This window comes from Pseudomonas sp. GM41(2012) (assembly GCF_000282315.2).
Classification (GTDB): domain Bacteria; phylum Pseudomonadota; class Gammaproteobacteria; order Pseudomonadales; family Pseudomonadaceae; genus Aquipseudomonas.
The window spans coordinates 1,606,884-1,624,877 of sequence record NZ_AKJN02000006.1 but is presented as its reverse complement, the minus strand read 5'-3'; the positions used below and the strand labels follow the sequence as shown (position 1 = coordinate 1,624,877).

At 54.5% G+C, this 17,994-nt stretch carries 16 protein-coding genes; 6 read left to right on the top strand and 10 right to left on the bottom strand.

The features are described from left to right. Window positions 1-294: 294 nt before the first annotated feature. The 3 genes from PMI27_RS18570 to PMI27_RS18580 all read right to left on the bottom strand — a co-directional run bounded on the left by PMI27_RS18570 (window position 295) and on the right by PMI27_RS18580 (window position 5,080). Window positions 295-2,604 carry a DEAD/DEAH box helicase gene (locus tag PMI27_RS18570; protein WP_008154636.1) on the bottom strand — a complete coding sequence of 770 codons (2,310 nt, stop codon included), beginning with the start codon at window positions 2,602-2,604 and terminating at the stop codon, window positions 295-297. Beyond that, window positions 2,594-3,301 carry a hypothetical protein gene (locus tag PMI27_RS18575; RefSeq protein ID WP_008154635.1) on the bottom strand — a complete coding sequence of 236 codons (708 nt, stop codon included), beginning with the start codon at window positions 3,299-3,301 and terminating at the stop codon, window positions 2,594-2,596. The genes PMI27_RS18570 and PMI27_RS18575 overlap by 11 nt, the downstream gene beginning before the upstream one ends. A gap of 528 nt (window positions 3,302-3,829) precedes the next feature. Beyond that, a complete protein-coding gene (locus tag PMI27_RS18580) occupies window positions 3,830-5,080 on the bottom strand; it encodes an IS256 family transposase (RefSeq protein ID WP_008156893.1) in 1,251 nt (416 codons plus the stop codon). Window positions 5,081-5,274: 194 nt separating this feature from the next. Between PMI27_RS18580 and PMI27_RS18585 the strand changes: the two genes are divergently transcribed. Together PMI27_RS18585 and PMI27_RS18590 are read left to right on the top strand one after the other, a co-directional pair. Further along, the gene (locus tag PMI27_RS18585; protein ID WP_008155871.1) at window positions 5,275-6,633 is read left to right on the top strand and encodes an MATE family efflux transporter; all 1,359 of its coding nucleotides are present in this window, start codon (window positions 5,275-5,277) and stop codon (window positions 6,631-6,633) included. Window positions 6,634-6,728: 95 nt separating this feature from the next. Continuing rightward, window positions 6,729-7,415 (top strand): phosphoribosyltransferase, encoded by a 687-nt coding sequence (locus PMI27_RS18590; protein ID WP_008155873.1) that lies wholly within the window; start codon window positions 6,729-6,731, stop codon window positions 7,413-7,415. 293 nt (window positions 7,416-7,708) lie between these two features. On the opposite strand, the gene PMI27_RS18595 is transcribed toward PMI27_RS18590, so the two are convergent. Then, on the bottom strand, window positions 7,709-9,076 hold the full coding sequence (locus tag PMI27_RS18595; protein WP_008155875.1) for an erythromycin esterase family protein: 1,368 nt from the start codon (window positions 9,074-9,076) through the stop codon (window positions 7,709-7,711). Between the two features lie 240 nt (window positions 9,077-9,316). On the opposite strand from PMI27_RS18595, the gene PMI27_RS18600 reads away from it, so the two are divergent. After that, complete coding sequence (locus PMI27_RS18600; protein WP_008155876.1) at window positions 9,317-10,348, top strand: NAD-dependent epimerase/dehydratase family protein; 1,032 nt, start codon at window positions 9,317-9,319, stop codon at window positions 10,346-10,348. On the opposite strand, the gene PMI27_RS30365 is transcribed toward PMI27_RS18600, so the two are convergent. The 5 genes from PMI27_RS30365 to PMI27_RS18620 all read right to left on the bottom strand — a co-directional run bounded on the left by PMI27_RS30365 (window position 10,275) and on the right by PMI27_RS18620 (window position 13,722). Continuing rightward, complete coding sequence (locus tag PMI27_RS30365; RefSeq protein ID WP_008155879.1) at window positions 10,275-10,682, bottom strand: MerR family transcriptional regulator; 408 nt, start codon at window positions 10,680-10,682, stop codon at window positions 10,275-10,277. The genes PMI27_RS18600 and PMI27_RS30365 overlap by 74 nt on opposite strands. A gap of 62 nt (window positions 10,683-10,744) precedes the next feature. Continuing rightward, a complete protein-coding gene (locus PMI27_RS18605; RefSeq protein WP_008155880.1) occupies window positions 10,745-11,296 on the bottom strand; it encodes an NADPH-dependent FMN reductase in 552 nt (183 codons plus the stop codon). 37 nt (window positions 11,297-11,333) lie between these two features. Then, a complete protein-coding gene (locus PMI27_RS18610) occupies window positions 11,334-11,885 on the bottom strand; it encodes a cupin domain-containing protein (protein ID WP_008155882.1) in 552 nt (183 codons plus the stop codon). A gap of 69 nt (window positions 11,886-11,954) precedes the next feature. Next, complete coding sequence (locus tag PMI27_RS18615; protein ID WP_008155884.1) at window positions 11,955-13,070, bottom strand: alcohol dehydrogenase catalytic domain-containing protein; 1,116 nt, start codon at window positions 13,068-13,070, stop codon at window positions 11,955-11,957. Window positions 13,071-13,140: 70 nt separating this feature from the next. Beyond that, window positions 13,141-13,722, bottom strand: coding sequence for an amino acid synthesis family protein (locus PMI27_RS18620; RefSeq protein WP_008155887.1), 582 nt, complete (start codon window positions 13,720-13,722; stop codon window positions 13,141-13,143). Between the two features lie 128 nt (window positions 13,723-13,850). Here PMI27_RS18620 and PMI27_RS18625 point away from each other — a divergent pair, with 128 nt between their 5' ends. The 3 genes from PMI27_RS18625 to PMI27_RS18635 all read left to right on the top strand — a co-directional run bounded on the left by PMI27_RS18625 (window position 13,851) and on the right by PMI27_RS18635 (window position 17,053). After that, window positions 13,851-14,702, top strand: a complete 852-nt coding sequence (locus PMI27_RS18625) for a fumarylacetoacetate hydrolase family protein (protein ID WP_008155889.1) — start codon at window positions 13,851-13,853, stop codon at window positions 14,700-14,702. Window positions 14,703-14,742: 40 nt separating this feature from the next. Next, window positions 14,743-15,303, top strand: a complete 561-nt coding sequence (locus PMI27_RS18630) for a VOC family protein (protein ID WP_008155890.1) — start codon at window positions 14,743-14,745, stop codon at window positions 15,301-15,303. 103 nt (window positions 15,304-15,406) lie between these two features. Continuing rightward, on the top strand, window positions 15,407-17,053 hold the full coding sequence (locus PMI27_RS18635; protein ID WP_008155892.1) for a bifunctional 3-(3-hydroxy-phenyl)propionate/3-hydroxycinnamic acid hydroxylase: 1,647 nt from the start codon (window positions 15,407-15,409) through the stop codon (window positions 17,051-17,053). 78 nt (window positions 17,054-17,131) lie between these two features. On the opposite strand, the gene PMI27_RS18640 is transcribed toward PMI27_RS18635, so the two are convergent. Then, on the bottom strand, window positions 17,132-17,821 hold the full coding sequence (locus PMI27_RS18640) for a GntR family transcriptional regulator (RefSeq protein ID WP_008155894.1): 690 nt from the start codon (window positions 17,819-17,821) through the stop codon (window positions 17,132-17,134). Window positions 17,822-17,994 lie beyond the last annotated feature (173 nt).

Here is a 17,994-nt window from a genome sequence, read left to right as displayed (position 1 = left end):
CCACAGTTCTGTGACACGTTTTGGACACATTGGCGGCACCAACATTTCCTTGGGGCAGTTCACTTCCAGGGCGGCGCATGCTGTACCGCTACCGCCTGATCTAAATGGGTGCCAGGCACGACTCGGTTGTAATCATAGATGAGAAAATGGGTACGACGGGGTCGGCCTGTCAGGTTGGAAAAGAAGAAAACCCCGCAGCTAAAAACTGCAGGGCGAGGTTGCCTTCAACCTAGACTTGAGACCAGCTAATGGATGCCCCCTTTATCAAAGAAAACGCTTGGTTTGTTTTTTAAACTATAAAAATCGCTCAACAAGAGAGTAATTTTTTTGGCTTATGCTTGATATCTGGTCGTTAAAGATTATTTTATATTCATCGATATGCTGGACATAACCTCGAAGCCATTCTATATCCTCAAAGCTGAATCCATATTTCAAAAGCCAAATATCAATCTGATCATTGGTTCCGAATTTAATATAGTTGCTTAATGAGGCGGCGCGTTCATCGTGGGTTCTTGAATGGTATAAGGTGAACGCCGCACAAAGCGGGTCGACGAGAGAGAGCCCCACAACCTTGTCTAAGTAGTCGTATGTATCGTATACAACTAGGTCATAATCAGTATATTTTACGGGGGTGTTTTTAGGGAATAGTCCTGCCGCTCTTAAAAATCTGTCAGGCAAACTAGAAGGAATAGGTGAATATCGAATTTTAAGATTTTCTAACTCTGACTCGTACTCTTCATTGGTTATATCTTTCGCCTTTAATTGCCTAGTAAGTTTTCTGCGGTTTTTAAGGTCGCTCAAAAAAGCAAAGCGCAGTGATACTATTTCGCTAAAGGATTTTCCTTGGACGTGCCAGAGGAGAATAGGGATTGCTGCGCTTAATATTGAAACCTCTGCTCTTGTTAAGTCTTTTCTGCGTAGGTGTTGAATGTAGATGCTTCTCAAAGACTTTTTTACATCGTCTCTTTTTGAACCTAACTCATAATACTCTTCGGCGGTAATTAGCACTCCGTCTACGTATAAGTTATCTAGAATCAGTTGAATGTCGTTGTCAATATCGGCTTGTTTTAAACGCTCAACTTGAGAGTCTGTTAAGTGAAGTTCGTCGTCGTAGCTCTCATTTTTAACTGCTTCGACCATGTCTTTTAAGTCTTCATCAATCTCATCAATAGGCATATCCAATAATGAGTCAGACTCAATAGTTACAATCTCAGAGAATCGCGATTTGAATGTCTTCAGATTTCGCTTGTTGATGATGGTATAGCCGTAATCTAAGCTTCCTTTTTCATTTGTTGTGCGGCCAGCTCGGCCAATTAAATTTTTCAGCACCAGCGGTTTCATATCCTTGAAGTTATCGATCCAGACAACGTCAAAGGGCATATTAATCCCCTGGCTCAGAGTTGAGGTCGAGAAGCATATGCGAGCGAATCCCTGCTTGATGAAACGCTCTATTAACAGCCGAGCTCTTAGTGGGATTGATCCATGATGAATGACTATCCCTTTCTTCATCATGTCAATCAGGGTGGAATGCTTTTCCGAGTTGTCACTGCTTGCGCCGATAAACTCTCTAAGTTCCTCGACTATAGAGATTGCTTTCTCTGTTTCTAGTTCGGCACAGAGTTCTATATAGTGATTGAATTCGTTTAAGTACTCACCGCTGTAAATTTTTGCCTTCGATATGTATATTAATAGTGTGCCTTCATTTTCTAGTACGGTACTTGGTAGGTCTTGGGCTATTTCTACGTTTTTACAGTTTGTGTTCGGGGAGAAAAAACTAAATGTACCATCTTCAGCTACAGCAAATACTTTTCCGACAGAAAAAAGATTGTAGTTTCTAGATGATGAGTTTTCGCTGAAGTCGTGTTTAGAAAGTTGGGCTTCAGGGTTTTCAATGAAAGGATGTGCGAAAACTTTTCTTGCCGCTGGGAAATACCGATCCGCGCGCCTAACAAATGAATCAAACTTCATGCCGCGGACGGGCTCTTCTGAAATCTGAGCTTCATCTAGTAAGAATAAGTCTATATTAAAAGAATTTTTATATTTAAATAGTTCTGCCCCACGTTCAGGGGTCACAATGAATACTCGGCGTTTGGTTCTTTCTTTATTTACATCTTCTATGAATTGAAGGACAAGCACATCCTTGTCAACCAGATTCATCACTTCTTCGTAGTATTCTGCTATTAATGCTCGAGAGGGGACTACTATTATGATGTCGTTGCTGGTTTTTTCAATCAGTTCGCGAAATAGAAAAGATTTTCCTGCACTTGTAGGTGCAGAGAATGAAAAATACCTATTGTCCATTATTCCGTTATAGGCACTCGCTTGCATCGGGGTGAATCTCTTGCCGAGGCTATCGCTTATAGCATCTGCAAAGACCTCATAGACTTCCTCGAAAATGCTTCGAGGCTCTTCCGTTTTGTAGAAAAGTCCCATGGCTGATAAAAAACGACCTTCATAGTCTTCAAATATATTTTGGTGAAAAATTTTGATGTATGAGATTTTCTCAAAAATTAGAGGGTTAGATGGACCGTCACGATGTATTTCGTAAAGAGCTTCTTTAAGTGTTCTCTCTATATTTATGCCATCTATTAAGTCATCCAACATCTATTTCCACCCCGATTATGTAAAGCTCTTTATAAGCCAAAAGTTTATCCGTCAAAGCATGGCTAACAGCTTTTGATATAATCCTTTCTGGCTCTTCTGAGTTTATGGAGAAGGCAGCCACATAAGCTTTGTGTCCTGCTAGATAGTTTGTTATGGCACCTGCTGATACAAAATTTTCAAGTAGGTCCAGTTCTGCGGAATCTTTTTCTAGTGAAATAAAATCTACGATCTGCTGAAGAGCTTTAGTGTAAGGATTAATTGAGCCACTATACTTGGCCTCTCCAAAAGCAATTAAGCTCTCGCAACTCTCGGTGTGGAAGTCAAAGCCAGGATTACCAGAGACCTTTTCTTTTAATAATTCTGCTAATGGGACTTTTAGATGGTTGCAGTTGAGGTTTAAAACGCATTGCGCAGAATCAGATACTAGATACTCACCGAAATCTGTAGTCAGCTCAGTCTCTGAGCGATTGACTATTAGGTCAACTAATTTTTGAATTGTACGTTTGGCTCTCGCCTCAAAGGATATTTTCTTTACTGCTCCGAACTCATTGATCCAGCTTGTATTTGATATGGTTTCAAGCATTTCGGAGGCGCGTGAATCCAGGTCTTTTATTTTAATGTGGATTCCTACCACAAGACATCCATGTGCTTTTCCTAATGCGACTATATCAATAGGGCCACATGAGACAACCTCCATTTTTCTCTCCCACAATGAGTGGCTATTAAATTGTTATATTAATGTTTGATGTGGCTTTTTTGCCGTAGCACATCAGATAAAGTTTTCCGATTTTCGTAATTATATTTTCGGAAGAACAAAAAATATGTGCAAATAGCAGATTTTGTAGCTGCCCGTGTGAAATAGCGGCAGCACGCGCATTTCGATTTTTCAGCGATGACAGCATGCGTGTACTCCCTGTACATAAGGCTTTGCAGTGGCAAGGTGCCACCTTGGAGATTATCTCGCTAGCGGGTAAACGTAAAGGATGTAGAGCCGAAGCGCTATTTTAGCTTCTTGGCTAGCTCTTCCTTTTTAGGGTGGTCGTAACGCATTAGCATGCGAGTGTCTTGGTGGCTGGGGATTTTCGTGAGCTCGTGAAGTATGAATATCTCCGCCAGGCGTGAGGTCGTCTCATGACAGTGAATCACCCCGGATTATCCAGACACGGAACTGTCAGATTTTTTGTGTGCGGGCCGGTAACGGCCTGCTGTTAGGCAGGCCATGCTTTTACCAGGTCGGCCTGATAAATCGATCTCCGTACAGAATCGCGAATTGATTCATTGCACTTTTCCAGTCATGGGCCGCTGAGCCCCAGTTTGCTGTGATGTTGCGCAGCCCAAGCCAGATCAGTTTTGTCGCCGCATCGTCGGTCGGGAAGTGACCTCGGGTTTTGATGATCTTGCGCAGTTGAGCGTTGATGCTCTCAATGGCGTTGGTCGTGTAGATCACTTTTCGGATCGCTGGCGGGAAAACGAAAAATGGGATCACACGATCCCAAGCGCGGCGCCAAGCAGCCACTACCGTCGGATACTGCTTGCCCCATGGCCCGCTTTCAAACGCATCCAGCGCCTGCTCGGCCGCTTCGGCGGTGACTGCCTGATAGATCGGTTTGAGCGCCTTGGCCAGTTCACGACGCTTATCCCAAGCCGCGTAATCAAGACTGTTGCGGATCAGATGAACAATGCATGTTTGCAGTGTCGTTTCTGGAAAAACGGCGCTGAGAGCTTCTGGCATGCCTTTAAGGCCATCGGTCACAGCAATCAACACGTCTTCGACGCCACGTGTCTTGAGGTCGTTGAACACCTTCATCCAGAATTTGGCACCCTCGGTATTTTCGATCCAAATGCCGAGAATATCGCGTGTTCCGTCAGGCAAAACACCCAGGGCCAAGTAGATCGCCTTATTGCGAACCAGCCCCTCTTCGCGGATTTTGACCCGCAGAGCATCGAAGAAAATAACCGGATACATCGGCTCCAAAGGCCGCTGTTGCCATGCACCGATCTCTGCCATGACCTCATCGGTTACAGAGCTGATGAAGTCGGGAGAAACGTCCGTACCGTACTGCTCGGAAAGAAACGCACGGATCTCTCTGACAGTCATTCCACGGGCATACATGGCGATGATCTTGTCGTCGAATCCGGTGTAACGGCGCTCGTGCTTGGGAATCAGGATGGGAGAAAAACTGCCGTCCCGGTCGCGAGGAATATCCAGTCGGAGCGGGCCATCGCCGGTTAGAACCGTCTTGCCGCTTTTGCCATTGCGCTGGTTGGTTTCATCCTCTGGGCGCTGCGCGCCCGGCGGATAGCCCAAGTGGTGACCGAGTTCAGCATTCAGGGCTCTCTCGATCAAAGCCTTCTTGAACGCCGCAGAGGCGTCCTCAATGGCTTCAGCGGTCATCGGTCCATCAGTGAATTGCTCGAGCAGCTCTTTCGGGATTTTCGGTAGCTCTCGCAACGCGGGTTTCTTCTTGGTTGGCATACATGCACCTCTTACTCATGTTATGCCCGAACACAAAATTTCTGACACCCCCCCAGACACATCTGACTGACTGCTTCTGACCGAAACCAGACATTACTAATGCTACCCAAAATCTGCGAAATCGAATCGGGTGGCACCCAGTCCCCTAGCGTAGAATTTCCAAAACACGAGCCCACCCCCGAGACGGACCCTCAATGCAAATCCCCGCCACCCAACACCCCCTCTGGAAAACCTACCTCCTTTTCCTCGCCCCCATGGTCCTCTCCAATTTCCTCCAATCCATGTCGGGCACCATCAACAGCATCTACATCGGCCAAATGCTCGGCACCCAAGCCCTGGCTGCCGTGTCCGGCATGTTCCCCATCGTCTTCTTCTTCATCGCGCTGGTCATCGGCCTCGGCGCGGGCGCGGGCGTGCTCATCGGCCAAGCGTGGGGCGCGCGTGAACCGCATCTGGTGAAAACCATCGCCGGCACAACCTTGCTGTTAGGCGCAATGATCGGCCTGACAGCGGCGGTACTCGGCAGCGTATTCGCAAGGCCCGCGTTGCAGGGTTTGGGGACTCCGGCCGACGTTATCGACGACGCCGTGTCCTACGCCCACGTGATGATGTGGATCATGCCGTCGCTCCTGGTCTATGTGCTCTTCACCCAACTGCTGCGCGGGGTGAGCGATACGGTGTCGCCGTTGATCGCGTTGGTGGTGTCGACGTGTATCGGGTTGGCGCTGACGCCGGCGTTGATTCGGGGTTGGTTCGGGTTGCCGATGATGGGGATTCAGAGTGCGGCGTATGCGGGGTTGGCGGGTAATTTGTCGGCGATGGGGTGGCTGGCGTGGCGGTTGATTCGCAAGGGGCATCCGTTGGCGCCGGATCGGGAGATGTTTGCGGCGATGCGGCTGGACCTGGTGATTCTTGGCAAGGTGTTGCGCATCGGGTTGCCGACTGGGTTGCAGATGGTGGTGTTGTCGGTGTCGGAGTTGGTGATTCTGGCGCTGGTGAATCAGCACGGTTCGCAGGCGACGGCGGCGTATGGGGCGGTGACGCAGATCGTCAATTACGTGCAGTTCCCGGCGCTGTCGATTGCGATCACGGCGTCGATCCTCGGTGCTCAGGCGATTGGGGCAGGGCGGCTTGAGCGCATGGGGCCGATTCTGCGCACGGGGCTGTTGATCAATGTGTGCCTGACCGGTGGGTTGGTGGTGTTGGGTTATCTGTTGTCGCACTGGTTGCTGGGGTTGTTCCTCACGGATGATTCCACCCGGGCGAAGGCGGAACATCTGTTGCACATCATGCTGTGGAGTCTGTTGGTGTTCGGCTTCCAGGCGATTGTCGGCGGTATCATGCGCGCCAGCGGCTCGGTGCTGGTACCGATGGCGATTTCGATTTTTTGTGTGGTCGGGGTGCAGTTGCCGGTGGCGTATGTGCTGGACGGGCAGTTCGGGTTGCAGGGTGTGTGGATGGCGTTTCCGGTGGCGTATCTGGGGATGCTGGTGTTGCAGACGGCGTATTACAAAATGGTCTGGCAGCATCAGAAGATCGAGCGGTTGGTGTAGGCGGGCGGACTTGCTGTCGGCCACTTTCAGACTGACAATCTCTGGTGACCATGTGATGCGAACCGACAGGCGTGATCGCCTGAGGAGGTTTTCAAATGAATCCCTCATCACCCACCATCCTGCAGGACCGAGCCGCTGCCGGGCGACGTCTGGTGGAACCGCTGCTCAAATACGCTCATCGACCCGATGTCATCGTCCTCGCCTTGCCCCGTGGCGGTGTGCCGGTCGCTTATGAAGTGGCCGCCGCACTGGACGTTCGTCTGGACCTGATGCTGGTGCGCAAGCTGGGTGTTCCGTCTCATCAAGAATTTGCCATGGGCGCCATCGCCAGCGGTGGCATCCAAATCCTCAATGAACACGCACTGCGGGTTCACCCGATTGACCCGGCCGCGTTCGATGACGTGGTCGCACGGGAAACCCGGGAGCTGTTGCGTCGTGAGAAGGTTTACCGGGGAACGCGTGCGCCTGTGCAACTCAAGGATCAGGTGGTGATCCTGATCGACGACGGCCTGGCGACAGGCGCCTCGATGATGGCTGCGATCCAAGCGGTGCGTGCGCAAGCGCCGTCACGCATCGTCGTCGCTGTGCCGGTGGCGCCGATTGAGACGGCGGAAGCGCTGCGCAGTGAGGTGGATGAGCTGATATGCCCGATCATTCCCGACTGGATGATGTCGATCAGCCGTTGGTACATGGACTTTACCCAGACCTCGGATGCCGAGGTCATCAAGCTGTTGCAGCGGGCGTGGCAGCGAGAAGCTGCTAGCGGCGCCTCAGCTCAGTGACGTTCCGATGCGTGAGCGTGGTCTCGAAAGCGATAACGCACTGCCTCGCAGCCGATATTCCCTAATGCCGATCAGCTAAGCCAAACGCGATCCGTAGCAGCTGGCGCAGCTGTGGCGAGGGGATTTATCCCCGTTCGGCGGCGAAGCCGTCGTAATTCATTGGACACGGTGTGGCTGGAAAAACAGGGGCCGCTTCGCAGCCCAACGGGGATAAATCCCCTCGCCACAGCTGCGCCAGCTGCTACGGATTGTGTCGTTCCTTAACTGATCGGCATTAGGTGATACGCTCGGTTTTACACACCAAATGGGAAGGTGTCGTCTTCCGGCTCCCGTTCCTGGCTTTTCGGCAGCGCCAGTGCCGTCACCGGTCGGGTCTGTTCAATCCAGACCATTGCATCAAATTGTTCGGCCAGCACCGCCTCGAAGTAATGACTGCGGCGCTCGCTGTGGGGTCGGTAAATCACCCCGATGGCCCGTTCCAGCAAAGGTTTGGACAGGGCCCGAAGCAGGTCTTTTCGCTGCGGATCTCGCCAATCGGTCAATGACGCCGGGACTCCGGCCTTGAGGAACTGATGCTCCCAACTGTCTGGACGAGAGGGCCGGATGTCCTTGATGAGCATCTCGCCATCCCAGTCATCGGCCGCTGCTACCTGGCCACGGTCGGTGCTCATGCCGATCAGAACGACATTGCGGCCATAAGCGTTGCGGCACAGCTGACCGATATTGAACTGACCTTTCCAGCCCATTTCCGTGGCCGCCGCATTGCCGATATGGGAGTTGTGCGCCCACACCACCGCTTTGGCTTTTGGGCCTCGATGCTCAAGCAGGGCCTGTAATGTGTCGAACATGTGGCGGTCACGCAGGTTCCAGGAGGCGGTCGAACCTCGATAAATCGCTCGATAGTATTGTTCCGCCGCCCGCACGACCCGGGCGTTTTGCGTAGCGTTGAAGAACGCCTCGTCGTATTGGACAAGCCCGGCCAGTTGTTCGGCCAGCATGACATTGAGCTGGTCGACCACGGCCTGCTCGCAGGGCATCAGGTCGTTGCGTTCGACAAAATGACCGTACGACGCAGGATCATCCTGCCAGGGGGTCAAACAGCCATAACGACGCCTTGCTTCGTGTGCCAGGCGCGGGTCGACCCGTTCCAGATAGCTCAGCACCTCGTGAATGGAGTTACGCAAACTGTAAACGTCCAGACCGCGAAACTCGACGCGAGATTCAGGGGCTTGCTGGTGGTTGTACTGATGGAGCCAATGGGCGAAGGCTCTGACATCGGTGTTGCGCCACATCCAGGTCGGAAACCGGCTGAAGATATGGCGTTTCCAGGCCGAGGGCACCAGCCCCCGGACATAACGGTCGACATGACCTGCGTCTGGCCAGTCAGCTTCAACCGCCACGATATTGAAGCCGTGCTGCTTGATCAGTCTTTGGGTGATCGCAGCCCGGGCTCGATAAAAGTCGTGAGTGCCATGGCTGGCTTCCCCGATCATCACCACCTGCGCATCAGCGTAGCGGTCGAACATTTCACCAAAGGCTTCGGCGTCCGGTTCCGGCAGGGGCTCGGCGTATTGGCGCAGGAGAGGGGTGATGGCGGCCTCGTCAATGTGGCTATGTGAGCCATAAAGTGTGTCTGGCCTGTCTTGGGAAGTGCTGTTCATGGACGTCATCCCCATGAGGGTGGATTGCCCAACGTGCAGTCAGTTGGCTTTGATCGGCACGACTGAGCTGTCTGTGTTTTATTTGAGTCAGAAACAGGGGAAAAATTCTTCGTCAGTGACCCGTCGATTCGGCAATCCGATGGCCGAGTTACCGTGTACTGCTTGACTCTGTCCCACGGGACAGAGCCTAAGGTGGTCCTCGCCAAAACGGATGTTTGTTCACGCGAGGGGGACGGTTGTATGAGTCAGTTATGTTTGGTCACGGGCGCCAATGGGCATTTGGGCAATACCTTGGTCAGAGCCTTGCTCGATCAGGGTTACCGAGTCCGCGCCGGAGTTCGTGATGTGAACGATTCGGCAGCGTTCGAGGGGTTGGATTGCGAAAGGGTGTATGCCGAACTGCTCGACGAAGCGGCCATGCTTGAGGCGTTAAACGGGGTCGATCTGTTGTTTCAGGTCGCGGCGGTGTTCAAGCATTGGGCGAGGCATCCGCACGCCGAGATTATCGAACCGAATGTGGAAGGAACACGTCGCGTTTTGCAGGCGGCGGCGAAGGCCGGGGTCAAGCGCGTGGTGTATGTCAGTTCCGTTGCGGCCATCGGTCAGAACGGGCAGAAGCTCGATGAAGAGCACTGGAATGACGAGGACGAGAATGCCTATTACGCGTCCAAGATTCTGTCGGAGCAAATAGCCTGGCATACGGCTCAGGCGCTTAACCTTTGGATGGTCTCGGTGTTGCCCTCGGCGATGATCGGCCCCAACGCGGCCAGGCTGACTGACACCATGAGGTTTGTCGATTCGGTCAGGCGGCGGCAAATGCCTCTGGACCCAGGCTTTCATTTCAATTTTGTCGACGTGCGAGATGTCGCCTTGGGGATGATCCTCGCGGCAGAAAAAGGCCGGTCAGGGCAGCGCTACATTCTGGCGAATGAGCGGTCCTCTTCACTGGCCCAGATCATTGATGCCGCGAACGTGGTTTCCCCGGGCTATCGCCCACCACCGCCGGCGCCCAAATGGCTGTTGGTCGCGGTGGCGTGGATGCAGGAGCGTTGGGCCGGGTTGACCGGTCGGCCAGCGCAACTGTTGCTCAGTCAGGTGAGGATGTTCCACGGCGTCAAGCAGGAATACGCCATCACCAAGGCCAGGACCGAATTGGGCTTTCGCTCACGAGCGCCGGAAGTTGCCCTGCAATCGGCGTTTATCTATCTAGGCCAGCGCTCGACGCATCGCGATGAGGCGTTATCACTGCACCCGGTGCAAAAAGGGAATTGATCTCGCTTTTGAGTTCGCCGAGGTGATCAGCCAAGGCCAGCAAGTCAGCTATTTTCTCGAAAGTTTGCTGGCGCTTGAGGTCGATCGCCTCGTTGGCCATTTCCACGGGAAAGGCTTGCAATGTGTTCTTGGCAGCGATGAGCGGCACCATTTCGGCGAGCTTGAAACCGGCGACCTGCGCCCGGCGGATCAGGCGCACGAGCGTGAGGTGATGTGAGGTGTAGACGCGATATCGACCCTGACGATCCGGTTCCGGGATCAACCCCATCTGTTCGTAAAGTCGAATGGCTTTCGGGGTGCAGCCGGTGAGCCCGGCGAGTCTTCCAATGAACATCAGCAATCCTTCTCGCCACGCGAGTCGCTATCGAAAATCCGCAGCCATCCTATCGCAGCCCGCTAAGACCAGAGTTTGATTTCCGCGATCAAATGATCGACACCCGCCCGCATGAACTCGATCGTTGTTTCGTCGACGAAGTGGCCGTTCTGGATCTTTTGATTTACGCCGGGAATCACGATCTGAGGGCCGCAAATGACCCTGGACAGCGTGGCCGACAGCGTTTCCCGCAGTTGAGACTGGGCACGCACTCCGCCGAGCACACCGGGTGAAGAGGTCATGATCAGCACGGGTTTGTTTTTCAGCGGTGAATTGAAGCCCGGGCGGGAGGCCCAATCCAGCGCATTTTTCAGCACGCCGGAGGTGCCGTAGTTGTATTCGGGCGAACAGATGATCAAACCATCGGCTTGTGCGATGGCCTCTTTCAACGCTGCCACGGATGCTGGTAGCGCTTGCGTTTCGATATCTGCGTTGTACAGGGGGATGTCATTCAGCGCGAAGAGACTCATTTCTGCCTGATCGCCCAATCGAGCGCAAAGTGACTTGAGAATCGCAGTATTCGTTGACTGTGAACGCAGGCTGCCTGAAATGCCGAGTAGACGAGGGGTGGTCATAAAAATCCTTCAATCCGAGAGATGAATAATCAAACAACTACACAGTCTTTTTCTCTGCGGGTGACACCCCGATCATCACAAACAGTGCCCGGGCAATCCGCTCACTTTTGTTGCGCCATGCGTGTCGCGTGCCATTTTGAATAACGATGTCGCCGGCTTTTACCAGACGGCTCTGACCGTTATCCAGCTCCAGCCACATTTCACCTTCCAGAATGATTCCGTAATCAATGGTGGCGGTGGTGTGCATGCCTGGATGGTCCGGCTCGAAGCTTTCGATCAAGCCCGGCAGTGCAGCGCTCAACTCGCCAAAGGCCTGGACGCCATCGACAAGGTTCTGCATGACGGTGTCGGGTGGGAAATCAAACATGGCGATGCTGGTGCCGCCCTGAGGAGGAATCAGCGAGGCGTAATCGAGCGTCGGGTCGCGCTCTTTTTCGAGGAGTGTCGGCTGGGCGGGAGTCGTCCACAACTGTGCCATCGCGTGCCCCGGGATTGAGGCAAAGGACTGGGCCCTTGGGGCATAGTCATCTGAAACGAACACGGAATTGCCCTGTTCGTCGTGGCCGGTGACGATTCTTCTTATCTTCATAGGGATTACTCAATGGGCAGTCAAAGAAGCAGCGAGGGGCGGTTGAACCGCTCCGCTCGCTGAGTTTAGTCAAGGACAGATGACGTAGTTGCTGAAGCCGCCGTGACGGTTTTCGATACCGGTAATCGCGCTGTTGACGTCCTCCAGACTGAAGGCTGTGTTTTCGAAGAACGAGAGATCAAGCACCCCGGATTCAACCATGTCCGCCATGGCCTGGCCTTGTCCGGTGGTGAACCAGGCAGATCCGCTGATCTGAATGTCGTTGTCCATGATCCAGTGCAGATCGATCGGCACTTCGCCGGCGATGGCGCCGACGTTCACCAGTTGCCCACCGCGGTGGAGGGATTTAAGCGCCTGAGTCAGGCTCTCGTGGGGTGCGCCCGGACCCAGGGCATCAATGACCACATCGACGCCTTCACCATGGGTGACTTGATAGGCCCATTCGTTGGTAGGAATCGTACCCAGGGTATGGATTTCAATCCGGCCTGGGGCGGCCAGGTCTTTCACCTTCTGGAACAGATCCTGGTTTCGGGCGGTGCCGAGGATTTTACGAACACCCATGGCCAGCGCCAAAGCGACGGCGCCCAGGCCGAGCGTCCCGCTGATCCCGTTGATCAGCACCGTGCTGCCGGGACCCGCGTTCGCCTTGAGCAATGCTTTGTAGGCGGTGCCCAGATAACCCAGGCGCGCGGCGGTTTCGAAACTGATGTTGTCCGGCAGTTTGACCAGGCTGTATTGCGGGGCAGGGATGTACTCGCAAAGACCACCGTAGGGGTAGTCTTCGAACATGCGCGGGCTTTTCGGTGTGAACCCGAAATAACCGTTGAACGTATAGGCAGTGCACGCAATGGTGTTGCCCGTGCGGCAGGCCCGGCATGAACCGCAGTGCCTTCCCGGGTTGACGTAAACCCGGTCGCCGACCTTGAAATCATAGACCTGGGCGCCGACGGCTTCGACAACACCTGAAGGGTCCAATCCGAAAATGGCAGGGAGCTTCGGCAAGGGATTCTGCGGGAACCATTTGACCCAGTTGGTGAGGATGTTGTGCAGGTTCGGGACGATCCCGCAGGCCTTGATCTTGACCAGCACCTCGGTCGGACGAATCTCGGGGACGGGCACTTGCTCGATGACCATGGGTTTACCGCCTTCATACAGACGTGCGGCGCGCATAGTTTTTGCAGTCATGATGTTCTCCAACACACATATTGTTTTTGTAGTGGTATGTAACCCTGCAGCACGCTTCAAAACATCGGCACTATCGCAGCCCGTCTTCGCCCTTCACCTCGCTGGCAGCCAGCCCGCCGAGTCGCGCGTGAATCCTGCCGCCCGTGGCCATGGCCAGGCCAAAAGCGATTTCGCCGCGACGAGGGCCGTCCCACACGGTCATTTCAGCCACGCCGAAGTGGCTGCGCACATAGGCCGCCTGGATGTGCCCGAGCGGGATCATCACCCGGCAACCCGGGCCGCCGATGGTCTTCGCCGCCGGCACGATCGCCTTCGGATTGCCGAGGGCCTCGCGCATGGCCCAGCCGCCGGCTTCGTGCCAGACCGCACCGTGTTCCAACTCGCCGTCTTCGCCGACGATTGCACCCTTGCCATAGGCTTGTACATGCCTGGCGCCGCCCAGTGCATGAATCAGTTGCTCGGACAGCTGCGCCCCTAATCCTCTCAATTCCTGCATGAACGGCAGCAGGTCCTCGACATATTGACCTGCGTAGGGATTGGCGACCACAGCGGTGGCGACCGCAATCCTGAGCGGGGCCGACGAGCGAGGCCCGCCTTCGTGGAACACTTCTTCGATGTCCAGTTTTACCTTACGAACCATCACAAGCGACATGCCTAACCTCCAGAACCGAGAGCCTCAAGCGGCTCGTTATTTTTTTTAAAACCGGCCTTTTGCATTATGCATTTTATGATGTATGGTGCAAGAAATTAGTTTTTGTGCATAAAAAACAGGAGAAGAACATGAAACTGATTTCGTACCGCAAAGAGGGGAAGGCCCATTTCGGCGCCGTGTCCGGTGACGGGGTGGTCGAGCTGACCCGGCGTTTTACGCAGGTTGCGGACCTTGCATCGTTTCTGGCCGACCCGGCCTTGATGCAGCAGGCTCGGCAGATCGTAGACGCCGCGCAACCCGACTACCCGTTCTCAAGCGTTGAACTGGAAGCCGTCATACCCAATCCCGGAAAGGTGATTTGCGTCGGCATTAACTATGTGGCTCACGCTGAAGAAGCCGGCAGAAAGGTCGGGGAATTCCCGGTGATTTTTCAGCGTTTTGCCGAAACCTTGCTTCCCCACGGAGAACCGCTGGTAAGGCCTCAGGTATCCGAGCAATTTGATTTCGAAGCCGAGCTGGCCGTGGTGATCGGCAAAGGTGGGGCGCATATCGATCCGGCCGATGCGATGGACCACGTTGCGGGTTACACCTGCTTCAACGACGCCAGTGTTCGCGACTGGCAGTTCCATACGCACCAGTACGGCATGGGCAAGACCTTCAGAAAAACCGGTGCACTGGGCCCATGGCTCATTCCAGCTTCGGAAATTTCCGATTACCGTAAGCTGGTGGTACGAGGAGTACTCAATGGTGAGCAGTTGCAGGAAGGCAGTCTTTCAGAGTTGGCCTTCGACATTCCGCATTTGATTTCGTACGTGTCGAAGGCACTGGCGTGGAACCCGGGCGACATTCTGGCCACCGGTACGCCGAGCGGGATCGGCTTCAAGAGGAACCCACCGATTTTCCTTAAACCCGGTGATATTTTCGAAGTAGTGATCACGGAGATCGGGACGCTATCGAACGGCGTTATTGACGAAGCCTAAGCGTTGTCCTCTACACAATCATAAAAACTGGAGGTTCCAAATGCCCGCCTTACCGACTATCAATTTCACCCACTCCGGCGTGTTTTGCGCAGACCTCGATCGCATGGTCGATTTCTACTGCCGTACCCTAGGCTTCATCGTCAGTGACAAAGGTGTCGCCTCAACGGGGCATCGGCTGTTTTTCATGACCCAGAACCCTGAGTTGCATCACCAGGTCGTGCTCTTCGACGGCAAACCCGTCGACCTGCCGTTCAACCCGATCAATCAGTTGTCGTTCTTGCTGAACTCGCTGGATGACTTGAAGACTTACTACCAATTCGCCAAGAGCAGCGGTGTTGAAGGGATCGCTCAGGTGGACCACGGCAACGCCTGGTCGATGTACTTCAAAGACCCTGAGGGCAACCCCATCGAAATGTATGTCGATGCACCGTTCTACACCGCACAACCGTGCAAGGAACCTCTCGATCTTGAGCTGCCGAGCGAGGTCATCCTGGCCCAGACCGAAGCCATGTGTAAGCGCCGCCCTGGCTTCCAGACGCGAGAAGAGTGGAAGAACTCCATCCGCGCGAAGATCGAAGAGCAGCGGGTTCGAATCGGCTGACAGCGCGCCGATCTGTGGATGTTGAAGCCTGGTTGATGGGCGCGCACACGCCGGTTCATCAACCAGACGTCGCACTGGATAAAAACAAAAAGCGGAGTAGACGATGGACTACGATGTCATCATTGTTGGAATGGGTCCGGTGGGTGCTCTGTGCGCAAATCTGGCCGGCATGTGGGGGCTGAAGGCTCTCGTCGTGGACAAGTCCGAGACGGTGTACACCAACCCCAGGGCCATGGGGTTTGATCACGAAGTGATGCGTGTCTTTGGCAATATTGGCCTGGCCAATGAGATCGCCGAACATGTCATGCCTTATCGCCCCTCGGAGTATCGAACCACCGGCTCTGCGCTGATCAAGCGCATTGATGCCGCCAAGCCTCCCTTTTCGCTGGGTTGGGCACCGAACTATGTGTTCTCGCAGCCGCCCGTCGAGCGTGCGCTGCGGGGCAAAATTGCTGATTTGAAGTCGGTCACCGTGGAACTCGGTTCAGAGGTTCTGTCGGTCGATTCCACGGGCTCGCAAGCGCAAGTGCGCATTCAGGCCAAAGACGGAACCGAGCGCACGGTCACGGCCGACTATGTGCTGGCGTGTGATGGCGGCACCAGCCCGATCCGCACCCGACTGGGCCTGAAGATGGAGGATCTGGCCTTCGATGAGCCGTGGCTGGTGGTCGATGTGATCCTCAATGAAGGGGCGGGCGAGCATCTGCCGAAGACCAACGTGCAGTTTTGCGAACTGGCCAGGCCTTGCACCTTTGTCGTCGGACCGGGTCAGCATCGGCGCTGGGAATTCATGATCAATCCTGACGAACAGCCGACCGAAATCTCACAACCCGAAGCGATCAAGAAGCTGATTTCCCGCTGGTTGCCAGAGGGCGACTATCAGCTATGGCGGGCGTCCGCTTATCGATTCCACGCACTGATCCTGGAGCAATGGCAGTCCGACCGGGTGTTCTTCCTCGGGGATGCAGCGCACATGACGCCGCCCTTCCTGGCGCAAGGCATGTGCCAGGGCATTCGCGATGCATTGAACCTGGTCTGGAAGCTCGCGCTGGTGAAAGGAGGGCTGGCAGCCCCGGCCTTCCTCAATACCTACCAGACCGAACGCGTTCCTCATGTGCGCCAAACGACGATGGCGGCCAAGGAGTTCGGTGGCGTGATTTGCGAACGCGACAGTGAGAAAGCCGCGATCCGCGATGCGCGGTTGATCCAGCAGATGACGGAGAACCCGGCAGGGACCATCAGGCAATCGCTGATTCCGGGGTTGTCCCAAGGGTTTGTCGCCCAGGTCGCGCCTGCCGGTGAGCTGTTCCCGCAACCGATGGTCATCAACCATGCCGGCAAGACAGCGCTGCTGGATGAGTTTACCGGCCAGTCCTTCCGAGTGGTCATTGCCCCCGGGTTTGACGCCAGCGCTTTGTTGAGATGCCTGCGCAGCAGTCAATCGCTCAAAGGTCTGCCCATCCATGTCGTGCGATTGGTCGACCCTCAACAGTCAGGTCCACGCACCGCGGATGATTATCAGGAAGTCGATGGAGTGCTGGCGCAGTGGCTTGAAAGTCGAGGCTGCAATGTCGTCATCGTGCGGCCGGATCATTACGTGTACGGCGGGGCGGTCACGGTTGCCTGGGCGATGGAGTTGCTGGAGGGGATGGAGCTTGCGCTGTGGTGCAAGACGCCTGAACAGGCTGCGCAGAGTGATGGCGGCGCCAGCGACCCTATGATCAGGTTTGCTCAAGGGCTAAGCCAGTAAGAGAAAAAGCCCTTCGCTTTGCACTGTCCACGAAAGCAGTTGCAAGGCGAAGGGCTTTTTTCTGCAGTCCCGTTCGATCTATTGAAGCGTGGCCTGTTGCCGTTCGATCGCTTCGATGGTTCGGTCCAGGGTGTCCTGAATGTGATTGCGCAACAGCGTCACCGCTTTGTCGGAGTCCCGTGCCAGCGCCGCATCCATCAGATCCTGATGCTCATTGCCTTTGTGGCGTTGGCGGATTCGCTGCTTGGCAGAGAAGCGTCGGTAGCGTTCGGCCCGGTCAAAGAGGGAGTCGATCATCTTGAGCATCAACGGCGATGGGCACGCCGCGAACAGCGCGAAGTGGAACGCCTTATGCCGGGTAGACCAGTCATCGTCGAGTACCAGCACGCCAGTTCCGAGCTTTTTCTCAACCAGATTCAAGCGGTGAAACGCGCCCAGTACATCGGCTTCCCAGGCGTCATCGCCAAACTTGATGGCATCGCCTAGCGCCTCGCATTCCAGCAAGCAGCGCATCCGCGTGATGTCGCGAAAATCCATGGTGGAAATCGGGGCAACCCTGAACCCCTTGTTATCGCTGGCTTCGACGACGCCGTCCTGCGTCAGGCGATTGAGTGCCTCACGAATAGGGGAACTGCTGAGCCCGTAGGTTTTGGACAGTTCGGCGACTTTGAGTTTTTCGCCAGGGGCCAGCTCGCAACAAACAATCGCTTTTTTCATCTTGGTCAATGCGACTTCGATCAGCGGACTGTTGGGGGAGGAGGGGATCATGATGGGTCATCCTGAAATTTGCACTAAACGGATTTTATGCGCAAAAAGTTGTTTGGTGCAAAGGATGAATGTCGCGTTGTGCATAAATTTTCCTGCGTCGCAAGGAAAAAATTCAAGAGCAGTCTTTCGGACGCTCTAGACCGGCCCTTTGTCTCCAACCACCTTCCCGCCAT